General features: G+C 70.2%; 11 protein-coding genes, 2 tRNA genes and 1 pseudogene. 13 read left to right on the forward strand and 1 reads right to left on the reverse strand.

Translation table 11 applies throughout. The features are described 5' to 3' along the window. Positions 1–57: 57 nt before the first annotated feature. Together ACFYUS_RS11570 and ACFYUS_RS11575 are read left to right on the forward strand one after the other, a co-directional pair. Positions 58–1,491 (forward strand): MFS transporter, encoded by a 1,434-nt coding sequence (locus ACFYUS_RS11570; protein WP_388848752.1) that lies wholly within the window; start codon positions 58–60, stop codon positions 1,489–1,491. Between the two features lie 137 nt (positions 1,492–1,628). After that, positions 1,629–1,862 carry a hypothetical protein gene (locus ACFYUS_RS11575; protein WP_017239283.1) on the forward strand — a complete coding sequence of 78 codons (234 nt, stop codon included), beginning with the start codon at positions 1,629–1,631 and terminating at the stop codon, positions 1,860–1,862. Here ACFYUS_RS11575 and ACFYUS_RS11580 read toward each other — a convergent pair. Further along, positions 1,841–3,061, reverse strand: coding sequence for a glycosyltransferase 87 family protein (locus tag ACFYUS_RS11580; RefSeq protein WP_388848755.1), 1,221 nt, complete (start codon positions 3,059–3,061; stop codon positions 1,841–1,843). The two genes, ACFYUS_RS11575 and ACFYUS_RS11580, sit on opposite strands and share 22 nt — an antisense overlap. 122 nt (positions 3,062–3,183) lie before the next feature. Between ACFYUS_RS11580 and ACFYUS_RS11585 the strand changes: the two genes are divergently transcribed. From ACFYUS_RS11585 to ACFYUS_RS11635, 11 genes and pseudogenes are all read left to right on the forward strand, one after another. Continuing rightward, positions 3,184–3,256 (forward strand) — tRNA-Ala (locus tag ACFYUS_RS11585). A 72-nt stretch (positions 3,257–3,328) separates the two neighbouring features. Then, a tRNA-Ala gene (locus ACFYUS_RS11590) sits at positions 3,329–3,401 on the forward strand. 279 nt (positions 3,402–3,680) lie between these two features. Then, positions 3,681–6,554, forward strand: a complete 2,874-nt coding sequence (gene leuS, locus ACFYUS_RS11595) for a leucine--tRNA ligase (RefSeq protein WP_388848758.1) — start codon at positions 3,681–3,683, stop codon at positions 6,552–6,554. A gap of 143 nt (positions 6,555–6,697) precedes the next feature. Continuing rightward, complete coding sequence (locus ACFYUS_RS11600; protein ID WP_388848762.1) at positions 6,698–7,453, forward strand: hypothetical protein; 756 nt, start codon at positions 6,698–6,700, stop codon at positions 7,451–7,453. A 96-nt stretch (positions 7,454–7,549) separates the two neighbouring features. Then, a complete protein-coding gene (locus ACFYUS_RS11605; protein ID WP_388848765.1) occupies positions 7,550–8,395 on the forward strand; it encodes a DegV family protein in 846 nt (281 codons plus the stop codon). Between the two features lie 422 nt (positions 8,396–8,817). Continuing rightward, on the forward strand, positions 8,818–9,657 hold the full coding sequence (locus ACFYUS_RS11610) for a helix-hairpin-helix domain-containing protein (RefSeq protein WP_388848768.1): 840 nt from the start codon (positions 8,818–8,820) through the stop codon (positions 9,655–9,657). A 263-nt stretch (positions 9,658–9,920) separates the two neighbouring features. Continuing rightward, positions 9,921–11,531, forward strand: a pseudogene (locus ACFYUS_RS11615) (ComEC/Rec2 family competence protein); the annotation flags it as partial. 53 nt (positions 11,532–11,584) lie between these two features. Beyond that, positions 11,585–13,159, forward strand: a complete 1,575-nt coding sequence (locus ACFYUS_RS11620; RefSeq protein ID WP_388848772.1) for an integrase — start codon at positions 11,585–11,587, stop codon at positions 13,157–13,159. Continuing rightward, positions 13,156–14,898 carry a hypothetical protein gene (locus ACFYUS_RS11625; RefSeq protein WP_388848775.1) on the forward strand — a complete coding sequence of 581 codons (1,743 nt, stop codon included), beginning with the start codon at positions 13,156–13,158 and terminating at the stop codon, positions 14,896–14,898. The genes ACFYUS_RS11620 and ACFYUS_RS11625 overlap by 4 nt, the downstream gene beginning before the upstream one ends. Positions 14,899–15,029: 131 nt before the next feature. Next, positions 15,030–16,994, forward strand: coding sequence for an integrase (locus ACFYUS_RS11630; protein WP_388848778.1), 1,965 nt, complete (start codon positions 15,030–15,032; stop codon positions 16,992–16,994). Continuing rightward, a complete protein-coding gene (locus ACFYUS_RS11635; RefSeq protein WP_388848781.1) occupies positions 16,991–17,410 on the forward strand; it encodes a hypothetical protein in 420 nt (139 codons plus the stop codon). Before ACFYUS_RS11630 ends, ACFYUS_RS11635 begins: the two co-directional genes overlap by 4 nt. The last annotated feature ends 25 nt before the right edge of the window (positions 17,411–17,435 follow it).

A 17,435-nucleotide genomic window follows, 5' to 3' on the forward strand; every position in this document is an offset into this window, starting at 1 on the left:
GGTACCAGCATCGGCGGGCTCTCATCACCCGTATCCGATCGCGGTCACGCTCGTCGCATGACCTCGACCGCAACACGTCCCGTACTCAGTAAAGACGGTGCCACCGACAACCGCCCCGGACTGCTGCTCGGCGTGGTCCTCGCCGCCCAGTTCATGGCACTCCTCGACGTCTTCATCGTCAATGTCGCCGCCCCCGCCATCCGGACCGGACTCTCCGCGTCCGGAGGCGCGCTGCAGCTCGTCATCGCCGGATACACCATCGCCTACGCGGTGTTGCTGATCACCGGAGCCCGCCTCGGCGATCTGCTCGGCCACCGCCGGGCCTACCTCGGCGGCCTCGCCCTGTTCACCGCGGCCTCCCTCGCCTGCGGACTCGCCGCGGGAGCCGGCCAGTTGATCGCCTTCCGGATGGTGCAGGGCGCGGGCTCGGCGCTGATGATCCCTCAGGTGCTCAGCCTCATCCAGCGCAACTTCACGGGCGAACACCGGGTCCGCGCCCTCAGCGCCTACTCCGCGGTCCTGGCCACCGGCGCGGCCGCCGGGCAGGTCGTCGGCGGCGTCCTGGTGAGCGCCGACCTCTTCGGCACCGGCTGGCGGCCCGTCTTCCTGGTCAACGTCCCCGTGGGGATCGCCCTGCTCGCCCTCGGCGCCCGGGTGCTGCCCCGTGGTGCCCACGCCGGGTCCACGCGCGCGCGTGCTCTCGACCTGCCGGGGCTGCTGCTCCTCGCCGCCGCCGTGTCCCTGCTGACCGTCCCCCTGGTCCTCGGTCAGGAGCAGGACTGGCCGCTGTGGTCCTGGCTCTCCCTCGGCGGCTCGTTGGTGCTCGCCGTCGTCTTCGGCGCGTACGAGTCCCGGCTCGCCCGGCGCGGCGGCGCCCCGCTGATCGCCCCGCGCGTGCTGCGCGTCCCCGGGATGGGCCGGGCCGTCCTGTGGATCTCCGTGGCGATGGGCGTCAACGCCGGCCTCCTGTTCACCCTCACCCTGCATCTCCAGGGCGGGCTCGGCCACAGCGCCCTGCGCGCCGGACTCACGTTCGGGCCCGCCGCCGTCGTCTTCGGGGCCGTCGGGCTGACCTGGCGGCGCTGGCCGGCCCGGCTGCACCGCACGCTGGTCCCGGCCGGATTCCTGCTCGCGGCCGCGGCGGTCCTCGCCCTCGGCGGGCTGCTCGGGGACGGCGGCACCGGCGGCTGGGGGCTCTACCCGGCCCTGGGAGCCTTCGGCGCGGGGATCTCGCTGGCCTTCAGCCCGGCCCTGACCGGGGCATTGGCCACGGTGCGTCCCGAGGACGCGGCCGACGCCAGTGGATTGCTCGCGACCGTCACACAGCTCGGCCAGCTCGTCGGCGTCGCCACGTTCGGCACCCTCTTCCTCGGCCGGTACGCGGGTTCCGGAGCCCAGGACTCCGCCGACGCCCTGTGGGTGACCGCCCTGGCCCTGGGCGCCGCCTCCCTCGTGGGCGCCGTGGCGGGACTGCCGCGACGATCGCGCTGACCCTCTTGCGGGGCCATGGCAGAATCGGACGGCCGGAGGGGGACGAGGATCCGGACGGGAGGGTGACCCAAGTGCTCGGCGACAACGGCAGGGTGTCCTATGGGTGCACGGCCTGCGGCCACAGCTGGAGCTGATTCATGGGTGCACACAGGCGGAAATGCGACTGGTGCGGCAGCGGGACGCCCATCGTGCGCGACATGGACCCCGTCAACACCGGGTTCCAGTACTGGTGCGAGGAGTGCGCGCGGGCGCTGATCATAAAAGGCGACCCGATCGAGACCTACCGCGAGCTGGAGGGTGAGCCGATCTACGGCCGGCTCCTCGACGAGCACTGCACCCTCAAGCGGTTCTACTCCTTCGCCACGGCCTGACGCCGCAAGGTCAGCGCGTACCCGACGAACAGTGCCGTCGCCGTCAGCGGATAGACCGCCGACAGCAGCATCTGCCCCGCGTTCTGGTTCAGTTCGGGGCGGCCCGGGTCGTGCGGGACCCACCACAGCGCGAACGAGGCGAAGACCAGCGCCACCGCTCCCGTCACCGGCCACGCGCGCGTGGCGCGGTCCGCGAGCAGGATCAGCAGGGTCACGCACCAGACCCAGTGGTGGGACCAGGAGATCGGGCTGATCATCAGCGCCGTGAACGCGCAGACGACCACGGCCACCGCCTTGTCGCCGCGCACCGCCGCCCGTACCGCGAGCACCATCGCCGCGCCGCCCAGGACGGCCGCGGTCACCGCCCACCACATGCCCGGGTCGTCCGTGTGCATCAGCCGGGCCAGGACCCCGCGGATCGACTGGTTGGCGGTCTCCTCGGCGAAGCCGACCCGGCCGGTCTCGAACAGGGTCTCCGTCCAGAACCGCTTCGAGTCCGCGGGCAGGGCGAGCGCCACGGCCAGCGTCGTCCCGAGGAACACCCCGGTCGCGGTCAGCGCCGTGCGCAGCCACTGGTTCATGCCCCGGTCCCGGCGCCACAGCAGCAGGCCCGCGGCGAGCAGCAGGACCACGAAGAGCCCCGGTGTGAGCTTCACCGCGGTCGCCAGGCCGATGCCGAGGCCTGCCCAGCGGCTGCCCTCGCGGCGGGTGAGGTCCCAGAGCACCGCCACGGCTATGAGCAGGTTGATCTGGCCGTACCGCAGTGTCGTCCACACCGGCTCGCACCAGACCACGACGGCGGCGACCCACAGCGTCGTGCGCCACAGGTCCGTACGGGACAGCGAGGGGCGGATCAGCTGGAGCGAGAGCTGCACCAGGGCGACCACCAGGAGCAGGTTCCCGGCCGTGGTGAGCGTCCGCATCAGCGGGACGCCCACCAGGGTCAGCGGGACGAACAGCAGGGCCGCGAAGGGCGGGTAGGTCATGCCGAGGTTCGCCGAGGTCGCCCGCATCGCGTACAGGTCGCCGCCGGCCCGGACCGTCTCGCCCTCGGCCCGGTAGACCATCACGTCGAGCATGTTCACGTGGGCGAGGCGTTGCGCCACCCAGAAGGCCGCGAACGAGAGCAGACAGACCGCCGCGGCGGTGGCCAGGGGCCACGGCCGGGCGCGGGTTTTGGAGAGCACGGAGACGGACACAGTCGGCGACCCTACCCGGCAGGTCAGGGGCGGCCCGAGAATCGATTTGGAGATCTGCCGGGCGGGCCGTTACTGTTCTGTCCGTCGCCGCGAGAGAGAATGAAGCGGGGACGGCACCTCAAGGGGCTATAGCTCAGTTGGTAGAGCGCCTGCATGGCATGCAGGAGGTCAGGAGTTCAATTCTCCTTAGCTCCACAGAACGGAAGTAAGCCATCCGGATCGGATGGCTTGCGCCGATTCTGCGGAAATCTGAATATTCCCGCACGCGGGGCTATAGCTCAGTTGGTAGAGCGCCTGCATGGCATGCAGGAGGTCAGGAGTTCAATTCTCCTTAGCTCCACAGAAGAGAAGCGGGCCACCCTGACCAGGGTGGCCCGCTTCTTCGTGTCACGCCCCCTCTTTCGGTCCGTGGAACGCCGGTGCGGCCCGCTCGGGCCCTGCGGTACCCTGGCGCCATGCGTGCCGTACGCCTCCTGCTTACCGAGCCGCGCTGACCAGTCCCGACGGGCGACAGACATCCCGTCGGAGTCGGCGCGGCATCCCCTCCTGTGCGAGGGGATTTTTCATTTCGGGCAGTTCGTGGCAGTGGGCAGAGACGATCGATGGAGCATCAAGGACCATGACCGAGATCACTACGGCCGCCGAGACGGCGGCCCCTCATCGCTATACGGCGGCCATGGCCGCCGACATCGAGGCACGCTGGCAGGACTTCTGGGACGCCGAGGGAACCTACGAGGCGCCGAACCCCACCGGTGACCTGGCGGGCGACCCCGCGGTCGCCGCCCTGCCCAAGAAGTTCATCATGGACATGTTCCCGTACCCCTCGGGTGCGGGCCTGCACGTCGGCCACCCGCTGGGCTACATCGCCACGGACGTCTTCGCCCGCCACGCGCGCATGACCGGCCACAACGTGCTGCACACCCTGGGCTTCGACGCCTTCGGCCTGCCGGCCGAGCAGTACGCCGTGCAGACGGGCACGCACCCGCGTGTGTCCACCGAGGCCAACATGGAGAACATGAAGGTCCAGCTGCGCCGGCTGGGCCTGGGCCACGACAAGCGCCGGTCGTTCGCCACGATCGACCCGGAGTACTACAAGTGGACCCAGTGGATCTTCCTGCAGATCTTCAACTCCTGGTACGACGACGAGGCCAAGAAGGCCCGGCCGATCGCCGAGCTGATCGAGCAGTTCGAGAACGGCACGCGTGAGGTCCCCGGCACGCGCGCGTGGAGCGAGCTGAGCGCCGCCGAGCGCTCCGACGTCCTGGGCGAGTACCGCCTGGCGTACGCCTCCGACGCGCCCGTGAACTGGTGCCCCGGCCTGGGCACCGTCCTGGCCAACGAGGAGGTCACCGCCGACGGCCGCTCCGAGCGCGGCAACTTCCCCGTCTTCAAGGCCAAGCTGCGCCAGTGGAACATGCGGATCACCGCCTACGCGGACCGCCTGCTGGACGACCTGGACGCGCTGGACTGGCCCGAGGCCATCAAGCTGCAGCAGCGGAACTGGATCGGCCGCTCCGAGGGCGCCCGCGTCGACTTCCAGGTCGGCGACACCGGCGCCATCACCGTCTTCACCACCCGCCAGGACACCCTGTTCGGCGCCACCTACATGGTCCTGGCGCCCGAGCACGACCTGGTCGAGAAGATCGTCCCGGCCGCCTGGCCCGAGGGCACCCACGAGGTGTGGACCGGCGGCCACGCCACCCCCTCCGAGGCCGTCGACGCCTACCGCAAGCAGGCCGCCTCCAAGTCCGACGTCGAGCGCCAGGCCGAGGCCAAGGACAAGACCGGCGTCTTCACCGGCGCGTACGCGACCAACCCGGTCAGCGGCGCCCGGGTCCCCGTCTTCATCGCCGACTACGTCCTCATGGGCTACGGCACCGGCGCGATCATGGCCGTCCCGGCGCACGACAGCCGCGACTTCGCCTTCGCGCGCGCCTTCGAGCTGCCGATGCGCTGCGTCGTCGAGCCGAGCGACGACCGCGGCACCGACCCGTCGACCTGGGACGACGCCTTCTCCTCGTACGAGGCGAAGCTGGTCAACTCCGCCAGCGACGAGATCTCCCTGGACGGCCTGGGCGTCGTCGACGCCAAGGCGAAGATCACCGCCTGGCTGGCCGACCGCGGCATCGGCGAGGGCACCGTCAACTTCCGCCTGCGCGACTGGCTGTTCAGCCGCCAGCGGTACTGGGGCGAGCCCTTCCCGATCGTCTACGACGAGGACGGCGTCGCCCACTCGCTGCCCGAGTCGATGCTGCCCCTGGAGCTGCCGGAGGTCGAGGACTACTCGCCGCGCACCTTCGACCCCGACGACGCGGACACCCAGCCGGAGACCCCGCTGTCCCGCAACGAGGACTGGGTCAACGTCACCCTGGACCTGGGCGACGGCCGCGGTCCGCGCCGCTACCGGCGCGAGACCAACACCATGCCCAACTGGGCCGGCTCCTGCTGGTACGAGCTGCGCTACCTGGACCCGCACAACGCCGAGAAGCTGGTCGACCCCGCCGTCGAGCAGTACTGGATGGGCCCCCGTGAGGGCATGCCGACCGGTGGCGTCGACCTGTACGTCGGTGGCGCCGAGCACGCCGTGCTGCACCTGCTGTACGCGCGCTTCTGGTCCAAGATGCTGTTCGACCTGGGCCACATCTCCTCGGCCGAGCCCTTCCACAAGCTGTACAACCAGGGCATGATCCAGGCCTTCGTCTACCGGGACGCGCGCGGGATCGCCGTGCCGGCCGCCGAGGTCGAGGAGCGGGACGGCGCGTTCTACTACCAGGGCGAGAAGGTCAGCCGCGTCCTGGGCAAGATGGGCAAGTCCCTGAAGAACGCGGTCACGCCGGACGAGATCTGCTCCGAGTACGGCGCCGACACCCTGCGCCTCTACGAGATGGCGATGGGCCCGCTGGACGTGTCCCGCCCCTGGGACACGCGCGCGGTGGTCGGCCAGTACCGACTGCTCCAGCGGCTGTGGCGCAACATCGTCGACGAGGCGACCGGCGAGGTCACGGTCGTCGACACCGCGCCCGACGAGGACACGCTGCGTGCCCTGCACAAGGCGATCGACGGTGTCGCGCAGGACATGACCGCGATGCGCTTCAACACCGCCATCGCCAAGATCACCGAGCTGAACAACCACCTGACCAAGTCCGGTGGCGCGATCTCCCGGACGGTCGCCGAGCAGCTGGTGCTGCTGGTCGCCCCACTGGCCCCGCACATCGCCGAGGAGCTGTGGCGCAGGCTGGGCCACACCGACTCGGTCGTCCACCAGGACTTCCCGGTCGCCGACCCGGCGTACGTCGTCGACGAGACCGTGACCTGCGTCGTGCAGATCAAGGGCAAGGTCAGGGCCCGCCTGGAGGTCCCGCCGTCGATCACCGACGCGGAGCTGGAGACGCTGGCGCTGGCCGACCCGCACGTGGTCGCGGCGCTGGGTGACGCGCAGATCCGCAAGGTCATCGTGCGCGCGCCGAAGCTGGTCAACATCGTCGCCGGCTGACGGCGCACGGCCACCGGCCGACGGCACATAGGGGTTTCCCCTACGGGCAGGTTGGGGGTTCCGATGGAACCCCTGGCCTGCCCTTTCCGTTTACCGTGGAGGAACCACAGCCGTGGGGATCCGACGGACGCGGAGGGGCGCACATGGAAGCCACGATTATCACGATCATGGCGCTGCTCTTCTTGTCCTTCGTGGCGCTCGGGGTGTTCGTCACCGTGAAGGTCGCGAAGGCCGCCAAGCGAGGCGTGGACCGCACCCTCGACCAGGCCCGGCGCACGGTCGAGGACACCACGCTGCGGGCCAAGAGCCTCGGCCAGGCCGGAGTCGCCGGCGAGATCGCCCGGCTGCGGCTCTCGCTGCGCACCTCGATGCGCGCCACACAGGAGGCGCTCCAGGCGGGCGTCGGCGAGGACGCCTCGCTGAAGGAGTCGCTCGACCTGTTCCACCGGCTCAGCGCCCACGGGCTCGAACTGGACGCGGACCTCAAGCGCCTGGAGCGGGAGCCCGACCGGGCCTGGGTGACCGGCCAGCTGCACGAACTCGCCGCCCGCACCGAGCGGATCACGGGCTCGGCCGACGCGCTGCGGCACGCCGCCCGGGACCGGGCGCTGAAGTTCGCGGAGGACGACCTGTCGGTGCTCAGCGCGCAGATCGACGTCGAGGCGGGCGCCCTGCGCCACTGGGCAGGCCCGGAGAGCACACCGAGGACGGCCCGCACGGCCGGGACGGGGGCCGGGGCGCCGGACGCGGCGCCGGTCGACGGACGGGGACGGCCCACCGGGTCCGCGGGGCGGGCCGGTCCGAGGGCCGGCGGAGAGCCTTCCGCGATCGCGGCGCCCGACCCCCGGCGGACCGCCCACCCCTGGGAGAAGTCGGCCCGGCCGGAGACCACCACCTGACGGATCGGCCCGTGCGAAACCGTGACGGGGCACGGACAGGTGTCCGGTGGGGGGCCGGGCTGCCGTGCGGCAGCCTCGGCGGGTAACCTCCCGCTCATGTCCCGGCATGTCGCGATCCTCACCGATTCCACGGCCTACCTGCCACGCCAGACGAGGGAGCGGCACGCGATCACCACGGTCCCGCTGACCGTCGTCATCGGCGACCGCGCCCTTGAGGAGGGCACGGAGATCTCGGCGAAGGCCCTTGCCGAGGCCCTGCAGAAGCGCCGGCCCGTCACCACCTCGCGACCGAGCCCCGAGGTCTTCGCCGAGGCCTACCGTGAGGCCGCCGCTGCGGGCGCCCAGGGCGTCGTCTCGCTCCATCTGTCCGCCGAGGTCTCCGGGACCTACGACGCCGCCGTGCTCGCGGCGAAGGACGCCCCCCTGCCCGTACGAGTGGTGGACACCCGCATGATGGGCATGGCGCTGGGCTTCTGCGCCCTCGCGGCGGCGGAGGTCGCGGAGGCCGGCGGTTCCCTGGACGAGGCGGTCGCGGCGGCCGAGAAGCGCGCCGCCGGCACCTCCGCCTACTTCTACGTCGACACCCTGGACTATCTGCGCAGGGGCGGCCGCATCGGGGCCGCGCAGGCACTCCTCGGTTCCGCGCTCGCCGTGAAACCGCTCCTCGAACTCGACGGCGGGCGGATCGAACTGCGGGAGAAGGTGCGCACCGCCTCGAAGGCCATCGCGCGCCTGGAGGAGATCGCCGTGGAACGGGCCGGCTCCGGCCCCGTCGACATCGCCGTCCACCACCTCTCCGCACCGGAGCGGGCCGCCGCGCTCGCGGACCGGCTCGGGGAACGCGTACCGGGAATCGAGGAACTCCAGGTCAGCGAGGTGGGCGCGGTCATCGGCGCCCACACGGGCCCCGGCCTCCTGGCGGTCGTCGTCTCGCCGCGCTGAGCCCCTCCGTCCCTCTTCTGTCCCCCACAAGGGTGAGCGAGTTTTCCACAGCGGAGCACCTGTCCCCGGAAGACGGCTGAGCTCCGCACGGGCCTTCCGTGATCTCTACCGTCACGGACATGACTCTTCGTACACCCATCGCATCGACCACCCCCAGGACCCCGGGCACGACGGGTGCCCCGACGAGCGGGCCCGGAAGGGCACCCGGTTCGGAGGGGCGCGGGCGCCCCGGAGGGCGCGGCTCGCCTCCCGGGCGGGCCCTGCGGCGCGCCCGGGTGGGCCGGGCCCCCGCCGTGCCCGACGATGCCGTACGACGGCGGGGCGAGGACCTGTTTTCGGCAGCCGTGCCTCCGGTGCCGGTGCCGGTGCCGTCGGTGCCGGTGTGGGCACCGCTTCCGGCGCTCGCACCGGAGGCTCGGGAGGTGCCGGAGGCGCCGGAGCGTGGTTCCCCGCCGGGGGGGCGGGAGCGGCTGGCCGCCGTGCTCCGCGACCGGACCCCGGTGTGGGTGCAGACCAGGTGTGGGCTCGAACCGAGGGCGCTCGCCGCGCTGGCGGTGGTCCTGCTCGTGGCCGCGGGTCTCGCCGGCGCGTACTTCTGGACCGGGCGGCCGGAGCCGGTGCGGGCTCCCGCACTCGTCCGCGCCGCCGCCCCCATGGCGGCCGTGCCCGCGTCGAAAGCCGGCCAAGGGAAGGCGGGATGGCCCGAGGCGGGGCAGGTATCGGGCTCTTCGGTGCCGGGAACGGGAACGGGAACGGGAACGGGAACGGGAACGGGGGCGGTGCCGGGAGCCGGGGCTTCGGGAGCTTTGGGAGTCTCGGGGGCTTCCGGGGCGAGGGTCGTCGTCGACATCGGCGGCAAGGTGCGCAGGCCCGGGGTGCTGACCCTGCCGGCCGGCTCACGGGTGGCGGACGCTCTGCGGGCGGCGGGCGGGGCGGAGCCCGGCGCGGATCTCACCGGGGTCAACCAGGCCCGTGTCCTGTTCGACGGCGAGCAGGTCCTGGTCGGTCTGCCGGGGACGCCGGCGGGCGGCTCCGGTCCGGGCGGCGGCGCCGGGGGAGGCGCACCGGAGGTGCCGTTGAGCCTCAACACGGCCACGGCGGAACAGCTCGACGGCCTCCCGGGTGTGGGACCCGTACTCGCCCAGCACATCGTCGACCACCGGACGGAGCACGGAGGCTTCCGGTCGGTGGGGGAGCTGCGGGACGTCGACGGAATCGGTGAGCGGCGGTTCGCCGACCTCGAACCGCTGGTCCGGCCGTGAAGCGCGACGGGGTGACCGGCGGCCGCGTGACCGACGGCCGTGCGGAGGACGCCGGTGTGACGGGCGATGCCGTGACGGGTGACGCCGTGGGCGGCGCCGGTGTGGCTGGAGTCGGTGTGACCGGCGGGGAGCTCGGCGTGCGGGAGCCGGTGGTGGGGCGGGAGGGGCCGATCGATCTTCGGCTCGTTCCCCTCGCGGGGGCGACCTGGGCGGCGGCGGCCTGGGCCGTGGGGACCACCGGGTGGTGGACGGTGGTCGGCGTCATGGTCTGCCTGGTGGGAGCCCTGGTCCTGCTGACGCGAGGCCCGGCACGGCGGCGTGGCGGCCCGGGCGCGGGTCGTGGATCGCCCTCACCAGGGGCCACGCCCGGGTGGCGGTTACGGGCGACCGCGTGGGCCGGGGTCCTGCTCTGCGCGGCGGCCGGGGCCACCTCGGCGGGGCTGCACGCGGCGGACCTCCGGCGGGGCCCCGTGCCGGAACTGGCGCGGGAGTACGCGCGGGCGCGGCTGGAGGTGGTGGTGACCTCGGATCCACGGCTCACCCGGCCCAAGGTCCGGGGCAACGCGATGGTGCCGGTCTCGGTCGTCCTGGACGGCGAGGTGACCCGGGTCGAGCGGTCGGACGGCTCGGTCCACCGGACCCGGGCGCCGGTCCTGTTGATCGTGCCGTCGGGGGAGGGGCGGGAGGAATGGCTGCGGCTCCTCCCCAGTACCCGGCTGCGGGTCGGCGCCCGGCTCGCACCGCCGCTGCTCCCAGGCGAGCCCTTCGCGGCGGTGCTCAAGGTCGACGGGGCCGGGCCGCCGCGGATCGTCGGCCCGCCGAGCGCCCTGCAGCGCACGGCGGGGGATCTGCGGGCCGGGCTGCGGAAAGCGACCGAGGGGCTCGATCCGGACGCGCGGGCCCTGTTGCCCGGACTGGTCGTCGGGGACACCTCCAGGGTCGCCCCCGAGCTGCGGGACGCGTTCGAGGCGACCGACCTCACCCACCTCCTGGCGGTTTCCGGCAGCAACCTCACGATCGTGCTGCTCCTGCTGATCGGGCGGCCCGGGCGGGCTCACCAGGTGGAGCGGGGTGGGCTCGCGCCGCGGATCGGACTGTCGCTGCGGGTCACGGCGTTGGCCGGGGGAGGGCTGACGCTCGCGTTCGTGATCGTCTGCCGGCCCGATCCGAGCGTGCTGCGCGCCGCGGCCTGCGGGCTCGTCGCACTGCTCGCGATCGGGACCGGACGCCGGAGATCGCTCATCCCCGCGCTGGCCGCGGCCGTCCTCGTCCTCGTGCTTTACGATCCCTGGCTCGCGCGGAGTTACGGCTTCCTGCTCTCGGTCCTGGCCACCGGGGCGCTGCTGACGATCGCCCCGCGCTGGAGCGAGGCGCTGCGGCGGCGCCGGGTGCCCGGCCGGTTGGCGGAGGCGCTGGGCGCGGCCCTGGCGGCGCAGGCGGTGTGCGCGCCGGTCGTGGTGGTGTTCGCCGCCCGGATGAGTCTGGTCGCCGTCCCGGCGAACCTCGTCTCCGAACTCGCGGTGGCACCGGCGACGGTGTGCGGGTTCGCCACGCTCGCCCTGGCGGCGGTATGGATGCCGGCCGCGGAGGCGGTGGCGTGGGTGGCGGGATGGCCGGCCGGGTGGATCGCGTGGGTGGCCCGTACGGGCGCGGCGCTGCCGGGGGCCGAGCTGGACTGGCCCGGCGGGTGGTGGGGCGGCCTCGCGCTGGCGCTGCTCACGGCGCTGGTGGTCCTCGGGGCGCGCAGGCTGCCGTACCGGGGTGTGGTCGGCGTGATCGTCGCCGCGCTGCTCCTGCTCGTGGTGGTGCGGCCGGTGTCGCTGGACCGGTGGGTCACGGGGTGGCCGCCGCCGGGCTGGGTGTTCGCGATGTGCGCCGCGTTCCCTATTGAATCGGCGTGTTGCAGCTGATCTGAGAGGGTGGCCTGATGGGCAAGTGGCGTGTGTTCTGGGTGCCGGCGATGGCGAAGGCGGGGTCTCCTGGACCGGTGCTGGCAGGGTGGGCTGATCTCACGGAGCGTGAGGAGTCTGTGGGGGTTCGCCCCGGAGATCCGATTTTCCTGGCACCGGACTATCGAGTGGATGAGCTCCTCAGTCTTTACGTGGCCAGCAGCCCCTTCAGGGGATACACGACGGAGACGAAGCGGAACTACTCCACTGATGGTTGCCTGTTCTTCAACTTCCTCTGGCAACGCGGGAAGATATGGACGCAGGCAATGGAATCCGATGTGAACGACTTTCAGTACTGGCGCCAGGAGTCGCTGGACAACCCCGTCCGCATCGGAGGGAACAAGTGGAACCGCGAGATGGCGGCGCTGATGAGCCTCTATACGTGGGCGGCAAAGCCGGGAAACGCATTCGTGCCACGGAATCCCATTCCAACGCACCAAGTAGCCAGTCGATACGGGCAGATCGTTGAAGTCCCGGACGACAGGGCCAAGAATGCCAAGGCAAGCAACGTGCACTGGCTGACCCCACGTACGTTCCGGCTCTGGGTGGATGTCGGGCTGCGGGGACGTGGAGCCGATGGGCTCCGCACCCCGGGCTGGGTGGGGCGGCTGGAAGACCGCAACGTCGCGTTTGTGCGTTTGCTGACCTCGTCCGGACTACGGCGACTCGAAGGAGCCTCGCTGCTGACGTTCGAGGTTCCCTCACTCCAGCTGGAAGGCGGGCGCTACTACACGGGGCGGCTGGCGGCCGCGGTCACGCGATCAAAGAAGGCCCGCACCTACTACGTCGAGGCGGGAGTGGTCGGCGACATTGAGAGCTACATCGACTCCTCGCGGGCCGAGGCAATCCGCAAGGCCCAGGCGAAGGGCCGCTACGACGATGTGAAGGTGATGCGGCTGGTCACGCGGGTGACTCGAGGACCCAAGCCGATCGTGCACTGGCATGACCGCGACGGTGTCACAGGCCGCGTTGCGCTGACGGACGCGCTCGCGGAGGAGCGGATGACTTGGTACACCGAGGGGCCGGCCGGCCCCGAGCCGCTGTGGTTGTGGCTGAGCGAAACGGGCTTGCCCTTTCAGCCGCACTCGTGGGAGAACGTCTTCACTTCAGCCAATCAGCGGTGCCAGGCCGTCCTGGACCCGGAACCGGAGCGCCGGCTGGACCCGCACCGCAGCCAGGCCCCGTACGCGACACCACACTCCTGTCGGCACAGCTTCGCGCTCTACATGCTGGTGATCTTGCACCACCTACTGGACCAGCGGATGGGACTGACACCCGAGGAACGGCGGGATTACCGCCTTCTCTACGGAGATCCATGGCGGATGGTTCAGGACCTGTTGGGCCACAAGCACATCGAGACCACCCGAGAGCGGTACCTCGCCCCTGTCGCCGACCTGCAACTGAGGTCCCTGCTGGCCACCGCCCCGGTGGCAGGGCAGGGACAGCAGGCAGAGCAGGAGATGGACGATGTGTTCGCGCGCCTAGCGCGCGAAGCCGAGGGCATCCAGGACATCGACGCGAAGATGCAGGTCTCTTCAAGGGCGGCGGCATGAGCCGGCGCGGACGGAAAGCATCGCAGCCGACAGCTCCCCAGCACAGGCCACCGGTTCTGGTCGGCGACGGGCTCGTCGTCGAGCACCGTGACGGCGGGGGACATGTCGCGGTCTACGACTTCCGGGCCTTGCCGGTCTCCGATGCCATGCGCCGGTCACTGGCCCGGCTGTTCGCCGACCGCTGCGTTCCGAGCCGGTGGGCCTCTCACCTCACCAGCAGACACCACTGGGTCCATTTGGAGAGTTTCACCGAGTACCTTTCCGAGCTCGAGGAGCCGGTCGCGGACCTCGATGTCTTGACTGCAGCGGTTTGGAAGCAGTGGGCACTCAGCCGCAGGAACACACAGGCGATCGGCTACAAGGAACTCACAGTAGTGAGAGGCCTGTTGTTGGGCGATCCTCGACTGACGGCCGAGACACGCGAAGCTCTCTCCAAGCGGATTTCCCCGCCAAAGGTGACGGAGACGTCCTTCGAGGACGGAGAGTTCGCCGAGATCACGTCCCGGGCGCGACGAACATTCCGATCGGCACACCTAAGGATCACGGAGAATGCCCAGCACCTGGCCGAATGGCAGTCGGGTGCCTTCCCTCGGGGCAGCGACGAATGGCTGCTGGGCGAGGCACTGGACTGCATCGCCCGCACCGGTGACGCACCTGGCTACATGTCCGAGAACAAGGGCTGGCGAATCACCCACCGCTACAAGAGGGTTCTGGGCGGGGAAAGTTCACTGCACACTTGGCAACGACTCTTCCTCACCCGCATGGAAGCAGTCGCGCTCGGAGTGCTGCTGATGGCCGAGCACGGGTGGAATCTCTCGGTGATCAGCCGTCTCGCGGTGCCCCGGGCGACGCCGGATGCCGGCCCCGACGGCAAGCGGATCTACCGGGTCGAGCTCGAGAAACGAAAGCGCGGCGGCGGCCGCTACTTCGAGACCCGCAACCTCACCGATTACGGAGCGGACACCCCGGGCCGGCTGATCACCCAGGCTTTGGAAGCCACCGTATTCGCACGGGCAGCCCTCCACGAGCTCCGCCCCGGCACGGATCACTTCGTGGTCTGGCGCACTACCAGGCCCGACAAGGAAGGCGCTCCCGAGAAGAGCAATGGCATGGGCCTGTTCCGGTTCGGGATCACAGGAGCTACCGCGAAACAGTGGTCGATGGCGGAGGGGTTCGCGTCCTCGCCGTTCCGCCGGGGGCGCCGGACCGTGAACGTGGTGCACCGCCGGGAGCCCGGACAGAACAGTCAGGACACTCACGACAGCACCTACGTCCTGAACGACCCCCAGGCCCAGGCGGCCGCGGCCCCGGTCATCGCTGCGGCGGCCGAGTCGGTTGTCGCCAAGGCCCGTGAGGTGACGTTCGGCGCCGAATTGCGCGAGACGGCCGATCCGGCAGACCAGCCCACAGCCACCGCAGACTGCCACGACTACGAGAACAGCCCCTTCCCCAGTCCCGACGGTGGCTGCGGGGCCTCGTTCCTCATGTGTCTGGCCTGCCCGAACGCCCGTGTTCATCCCGCACACCACAGTCGGCTCGCCCATCTTCACCATGCACTGGCCAACCTGCGGTCCGTCATGGATCCCGGTCAGTGGCAGAGCGACTGGGCGGACGCGTACGCCCGCCTGGAACACCTCAAAAGACTCCTCGGAGCCGACTGGGACAAGGCCCTGACACAGGTCACCACGGCCGACCGCGAACTCATCGACTGCCTGCTCAACGGAGACCTCGACCAGTGACGGCCACTGCACCCCTTCAGCTTCCCTCCCTCCCCGGACCGGACACACCCGTCATCCCCGCCCACCGGATCATCGACGGCTACTCGGGACCGATCGCGTGCTACGGGTCACCGTCCTGGCCCTTGATCCCCATGAACGGCAATCCAGGCGTCACCCAGAACACCATCCACATGGCGTCGTTCCCCGAAGTACTCCGTGAGGAAATGCGTCTGCTGGTCTGGATGCTGATCAACACCGAGCTGTCGTCCGTCTTCCTGCGTGGACGCAGCCCGTCCTGGCGGTCCCAGCAGGGCCCAGAGGCGACCAGTAAGACCGCCGGAGTCTGGGCCCGGCTGACCGATTGGCTCGCCGAACGCGGCATCACCGAGCTCAGCGACTGCACCTCGAACCTGCTGGGCGAGTACGGCTACAAGCTGCGTGACAGCGGGGTAACTCGCATCACCGTGCACTACATGCTGGCTTCCCTGACAAGACTCTGGGCCCTTGACCAGCTCAGCAGCCGGCCCAGCGGAATCGGCTGCCCGCCCTGGGAGACCGAAGGAGCAGACGACTATCTGCCGCCGGCCACCGCTACGGGAGAGAACACCACCGAGGCGATCACCGAGCAGACCATGGGCCCTCTGCTGATCTGGGCCATCCGCACGGTCGAGGACTTCAGCGACGACATCCTCGCATCCTGGGCCGAAACGAACAGACTCCGCTCTATCGCCGCCAACAACACCTCCACGCCCGCCTCGCTAGCCTCGCTCAAAGCCTTCATGAACCCGCTTCTTGCCGATGGGCTCCCCATCCCGGCGACGGAAGCGCGCGGAGGGCCGGCACTCGCACGCACCTACATCGCCGCGATCACCGGGGCCTCACACAACCAGGTCACCTCGACCTCCCAACGACTGGGCTGGCGGCAGGCGGCCCTTCAGCGACCGGGCCCCTGCCCCCTGAACATCCCCGTCACCGGCATGCTCAGCGGCAAGCCGTGGAGAGAAGCCCTCGACTATCACGAAAACCCCTCTTTGATGCGCCAGCTGGGCACAGCATGCTTCATCGTCATCGCCTATCTGACAGGCATGCGCCCTGGCGAGGTCCTCGGTCTTCGCAGCGGATGCTGCCCTGATCCCGAGCCTGACAGCGAAGGGAAAACGGGACGACACTTGATCACAGGTGCCGTCTATAAAACCGCACGGGACGAGAACGGCAACCACCGATCCGAAGGCGTGATCCGCGATGTTCCCTGGGTAGCCATCGCCCCAGTGGTGAACGCGATTCGAGTCCTGGAGCGCATGGTCCAGGCCGGCGAGCTGCTCTTCGCCCACGATGCCCATGACACCCGTTCCGGCACAGGGGCACTCACCGTCTCGACGATGGCAGACCGAGTGGAGGACTTCGTCGCCTGGGCCAACAAGGAGGCGGCCGTTCACGAGCTGCCCAAGGAAGCCATACCCCCGGACCCGCACGGCCACATCGGCACAGCGCGATTCCGCCGCAGCCTCGCCTGGCACATCGCCCGCCGCCCGGGCGGGCTGGTCGCTCTGGCAATTCAGTACGGTCACCTGCGAACGTCCATATCCGTCGGATACGCCTCCCGTAGCCGTGACGGGATCCACGACCTCCTCGACGTCGAGACCGCGCGGGCGACCATCGACACCGTCGCTGACCTGCACGACGACCTCGAAAACGGCATCGGCATCTCGGGACCTGCCGCCCGGCGAGCGATCAATGCCGCCACCACCGCAGCCCAGTACACCGGCACCGTCATCAACCTGCGCCAGGCCCGCCAGGTCCTCGCCAACCCGCAGCTGGCCGTCTACGACAACCCCAACACCCTGCTGATGTGTGTCTACAAACGCGAGAAGGCTCTTTGCCACCGGGGAATCAAGGACACACCCAGCCTCGATCGATGCGTCACCACCTGCGGAAACATCGCCCGGACCGACCAGCACATCACCAAGATCCTTGACCGCGCGGACTTCCTCGAGAAGCAAGCGGCTCACGTCCCCGGCCCGCTCAGTGACCGCCTCCGCGGCAACGCCATCCGTTTGCGCGAACTTGCCGATGTCCACGACCGCACCCGAATCACTCTCCAGGACGGCGTCGCATGAGCCCCGCACACGACGAACGCGACCGCATCCACGCCGCCATGGACCGCATCTTGAACGGCACCCCTCAGAACTCCAACGGGGCGCTGACCATCGTCGCCCTAGCCCAAGAAGCCGGAGTTCCCCGGAATGCGCTCACCCAGCGCCATCTGGACCTGAAGAACGAGTTCTACGCCAAAGTCAAAGAACGAGGTCAGCCGACGGATGTCGAAGTTCGCCTGCGCAAGCAGATTGTGAAGCTCAAGGAGCTTCGCGCAACCGACCAGGCCGAACTAGCGGAACTGCGTGACGACCGGGAAGCCCTCGTCAGAGTTGTCAACCAACTGACCCTGGAAAACAGACAGCTTCGTCACCAGCTGACAGCACCAGACTCAATCGTCCGAGTGCTGCCTACCCAGCCGCGGCCGCCTGCTCGCTGATCGAAGTCAGCAGAGTGGGGGACAG

The organism is Streptomyces sp. NPDC004284 (assembly GCF_042874035.1).
Classification (GTDB): domain Bacteria; phylum Actinomycetota; class Actinomycetes; order Streptomycetales; family Streptomycetaceae; genus Streptomyces.